Annotated in this window: 4 protein-coding genes and 2 pseudogenes; all 6 read right to left on the minus strand. The window is 75.3% G+C overall.

Annotation, left to right across the window (positions count from 1 at the left end):
• A pseudogene (locus tag VR45_RS26900) lies at window positions 1-714 on the minus strand (hypothetical protein); the annotation flags it as partial.
• 150 nt (window positions 715-864) lie between these two features.
• On the minus strand, window positions 865-1,473 hold the full coding sequence (locus VR45_RS26905; RefSeq protein ID WP_045942425.1) for a GNAT family protein: 609 nt from the start codon (window positions 1,471-1,473) through the stop codon (window positions 865-867).
• Between the two features lie 14 nt (window positions 1,474-1,487).
• Entirely contained in the window at window positions 1,488-1,991 is a 504-nt protein-coding gene (locus VR45_RS26910) for a MogA/MoaB family molybdenum cofactor biosynthesis protein (RefSeq protein WP_045942426.1), read from the minus strand.
• On the minus strand, window positions 1,988-2,488 hold the full coding sequence (gene moaC / locus VR45_RS26915) for a cyclic pyranopterin monophosphate synthase MoaC (RefSeq protein ID WP_078896863.1): 501 nt from the start codon (window positions 2,486-2,488) through the stop codon (window positions 1,988-1,990). The genes VR45_RS26910 and moaC overlap by 4 nt, the downstream gene beginning before the upstream one ends.
• Before the next feature lie 120 nt (window positions 2,489-2,608).
• Window positions 2,609-3,964: a gephyrin-like molybdotransferase Glp gene (gene glp, locus VR45_RS26920; protein ID WP_078896864.1), complete on the minus strand. Its 1,356-nt coding sequence runs from the start codon at window positions 3,962-3,964 to the stop codon at window positions 2,609-2,611.
• Window positions 3,965-3,990: 26 nt separating this feature from the next.
• A pseudogene (locus VR45_RS26925) lies at window positions 3,991-4,187 on the minus strand (UTP--glucose-1-phosphate uridylyltransferase); the annotation flags it as partial.

The following is a 4,187-nucleotide window of genomic DNA, read 5'->3' on the forward strand; positions in this document are numbered from 1 at the left end:
CCGCAGGTGCGAGCGTCCTCGCCCGGGGGCGGGCGTCCGCGGCTCCGACTCGGCCGCCGGGGCCGGTACCGGGGCGGCGGCCGCACGGCCGGCCTCGGCCCGCTGCTGCTCGCGCTTGCGCAGCCGCTCGGCGGCCTGGGCCGCGCGGGTGCGGTCCAGCTTCACCGCGTACCGCTGGCGCTCCAGGCGCCGCAGGTGCCCGATGTAGAGGGTCAGCAGCGCGGCCGGGACCGCGGGGACCCACAGGAAGGCCAGACCGGCCACGGCCGCGACCACCGCTCCCAGCGCGAAGGCCAGGAACAGCGCGGTGACCATCCGGCGCCGGCGCGCCAGCAGCCGGGCCCGGCGCTCCGGGCCACCGACCTGGGACGCGGGCCTCGGCTCGGCCCGGTCGCGCTCCGCCGGCCGGGCGGGCGCGGGCGCGTCCGTCCGGTCGGCGGGGGCGTCCGCGGCGTCCGCGGGGTCGCCGGGGGCGGCCGCGTCCCGCTCGGGGGGGCCGTCATTGCTCTGCTCGTCGTCACGCGGTTCGTCACCCAGGGCCCGGGACGCCCGCCGCTCCAGCGCCGAACGCCCGGCCAGCAGGCGGATGGCGGTGCTGAAGCGTTCCGTCGGGCGCGCCTCGTTGAGCTCGTCCTGCCTGCGGAGCCACATCGGCACCAGATAGGCGGCCCAGGCCCCTACGATGACGGCGTAGATAAGGCCGCTACTGCTCACGATTCACACCGTACGGGCGTGCAGGAGGGGCCGGTAGCAATTTGGCACGGCGTGTCGTGTGATCAAGCTGATTCTCCGACTATTTTGCCGGTATTTGTGCCCGTCCGTCGTCGCGCCGATGCCATATCGATATTTCATTCGAACATACATTCAATTACGTGGTCGGCGGCCCGAGCTGAGGGAACGCCAGCGTTCGAGCATCCCCTCCGGGACCTCCTCGGCGGCGAGTGCGAACACCAGGTGGTCCCGCCAGTCGCCGTCGATGTGCAGATAGCGCGGCCGCATTCCCTCCGAGCGGAAGCCGAGCTTTTCCACCACCCGTCGGCTCGGGCCGTTCTCCGGCCGGATGCACACCTCGATCCGGTGCAGGCCGAGCGTGCGGAAACAGTGGTCCACCGAGAGCGCGACGGCGGTCGGCATGATGCCCCGCCCGGCCACCGCCTCGTCGATCCAGTACCCGACATTGGCCGAGCACATCGACCCCCAGGTGATTCCGCCGACGGTCAACTGGCCCACCAGACGGCCCCGGTACAGCACCACGAAGGGCAGCATCCGGCCGGCCGAGGCCTCGGCGCGCAGATAGCGGACCATCTGCCGGAAGGTCGGGCGCGGACCCGCCGCCAGACCGGCCGGGCCGGGCGGCACGGTGGCCTCCCAGCGGCGCAGCCAGTCCCGGTTGCGGCGGCTGACCTCCTGCCACTCGCGCTGGTCGCGGGCCCTGATCGGGCGCAGCACGACGTCCCCCTCGTGGAGTTCCACCGGCCAGCCGGCGTTCAGTGCGCGCTCCCGGAAGCTGCCGTGTCGGGCCGGGGGTGGTCCCCGCCGCCGAGCTGGTCGACGGCGTGGGCGAGCAGCGGGGCCAGCACGGCCAGGCCGTCCCGGACGCCGCCGGTCGATCCCGGCAGATTGACGACCAGGGTACGTCCGGCGAGGCCGGCCAGCCCCCGGGAGAGCGCGGCGGTGGGCACCGTGTCCCGTCCGTACGCCCGGATCGCCTCGGGGATGCCGGGAATCTCCCGGTCGAGCACCCGGGCGGTCATCTCGGGGGTGAGGTCGTTCGGCGAGATGCCGGTGCCGCCGGTGGTCAGCACCACGTCGTAGCCGGCCGCCACGGCCTCCCGCAGCACCGCCTCGACCGGTTCGCCGTCCGGGACGACCCGGGGGCCGTCGACGCTGAAGCCCATCGCCCGCAGGCCCTCGACCAGCAGCGGGCCGCCCCGGTCGGCGTACACACCGGCGGAGGCGCGGTTGGACACGGTGACCGCGAGGGCTCTCATGCCTCCCCCTCCGGGGCGGTCCAGTCGCCGCTCTTGCCGCCGGTCTTGCTCAGCACCCGGACGGACTCCACCGCGGCGCCCTTGTCGACGGCCTTGACCATGTCGATCACGGTGAGCCCGGCCACCGCGACGGCGGTCAGCGCCTCCATCTCGACCCCGGTCCGGTCGGTGGTCCGGACGGTCGCGGTGATCTCCACCGCGTCGTCGGCGACGGTCAGCTCGACCTTCACACCGGAGAGCGCGATCGGGTGGCAGAGCGGGATCAGCTCGGGCGTCCGCTTGGCGCCCATGATCCCGGCGATCCTGGCCACCGCCAGCGCGTCGCCCTTGGGCACTCCCTCGCCGCGCAGCAGCTCGACCACCCGCGGGGACACCCGGACCCGGCCGGCCGCGACGGCGGTCCGGGCGGTCACGTCCTTCGCGGAGACATCGACCATCCGGGCCGCGCCCTGCTCGTCGACATGGGTGAGGCGGTCGCCGGGGGGTGAGGCGGTCACGGGTGGCTCCAGGGGGCGCGCAGGTCGAATACCGCGCTACCGTACCCCCCGTCCCGGTCCCGGCGCGGGAGGGGCCGCATCGGTGGGACGGCCCCGCCGCAGCAGGGAGTTCGGCCGTGCTCAGCCGCCGAGCAGCACCACGTCGACCTCGCTGCCCGCGGGCAGCTCGGTGACGTCCTCGGGGACGGTGATCAGGCAGTCCGCCCGGGCCAGCGCGCCGACCAGGTGCGAGTCCGCGCCGCCGACCGGTTCCACCAGGCCGTCCGCGGCCGTGTACCGGCCGCGGAGGAACTGCCGGCGGCCGGCGGGCGAGCGCAGCGCCACCGGGCAGTGCGCCCGGACCACGGGGCGGTGGATGTCCTCGGCGCCGAGCATCGCGCGGATCGCCGGGCGGACGAACAGTTCGAAGGAGATGTAGGCGCTGACCGGGTTGCCGGGCAGGGCCAGCAGCGGGACCCCGGGGCCGGGGCCGATCCGGCCGAAGCCCTGCGGCTTGCCGGGCTGCATCCGCAGCCGCCGGAAGTCCACCCCGCCGTACTCCGCGAAGACCTCCTTGACCACGTCGTAAGCGCCGACGCTGACGCCGCCGCTGGTGACGATCAGGTCGGCCCGGCCGAGCTGGTCCTCCAGTACGGCGCGCAGCCTGGCCGCGTCGTCGGGGACGCCGCCGACCCGGTAGGCGATCGCGCCGGCGTCACGGGCGGCGGCGGTGAGGGTGAAGCTGTTGGACTCGGAGATCTGCCCGGGACCGACCGGCTCGCCGGGCTGGACCAGCTCGCTGCCGGTGGACAGCACCACGACCCGCGGGCGCGGGCGGACGGTGGCGGTGGCCCGGCCGATCGCGGCGAGCAGGCCGAGCTGGGCGGGTCCGAGCCGGGTGCCGGCGGTCAGTACCCGGCTGCCGGCGGCGACGTCGCTGCCGCGGCGGCGGATGTGGGCGCCCTCGGCGACCGGGCGCAGCACCCGGACCTCCTCGCCCTCGACCGCGGCGGCCATCGAGTCGGCGGGGCGGCCGGTGCCGGTGCCGCCGTCGGTCCACTCCACCGGGGCGACCGCCCCGGCGCCGGGCGGGACGGGCGCGCCGGTCATGATCCGGGCGGCCTGGCCGGGGCCCACGGCGGGGAGTTCACCGGCGCCGGCGGCGATGTCGCCGACCACGGTCAGCACCGAGGGGTACGCGGTGCTCGCGCCGACGGTGTCGGGCGTGCGCAGGGCGTAGCCGTCCATCGAGCTGTTGTCGAAGGGGGGCAGGTCGCCCTCGGCGACGACGTCCTCGGCCAGCCGGCAGCCCTGCGCGTCGAGCAGCTGGAGCTCGATGGCGGGGAGCGGGCCGACGGCGGCCAGGACGTCCGCGAGGTGCTCGTCCACGGTCCACAGACCGTCCGGACGGGCACCGGGGCGGGCGGCCGGGGCCGGGTCCGCGGAGTCGTCGCAGCAGGCTGCGGGGGTGGTACCGCTCTCCGTGGACCCGGTCATGGGCGCGCTCGCTCTCTGTCGGTGTGTCAGTCCTGCAGCTCGGAGGCGACGAACTCGCGCAGCCAGGTGCGGAACTCCGGGCCGAGGTCCTCGCGCTCCGAGGCGAGACGGACGATAGCGCGCAGGTAGTCCGAGCGGTCGCCGGTGTCGTAGCGGCGGCCCTTGAAGAGCACGCCGTGGACCTGGCCGCCGGTGTCGGCGGGGCGGGTGGTCAGTTCACGAA

This window comes from Streptomyces sp. NRRL S-495 (assembly GCF_000966955.1).
Lineage (GTDB): Bacteria > Actinomycetota > Actinomycetes > Streptomycetales > Streptomycetaceae > Kitasatospora > Kitasatospora purpeofusca.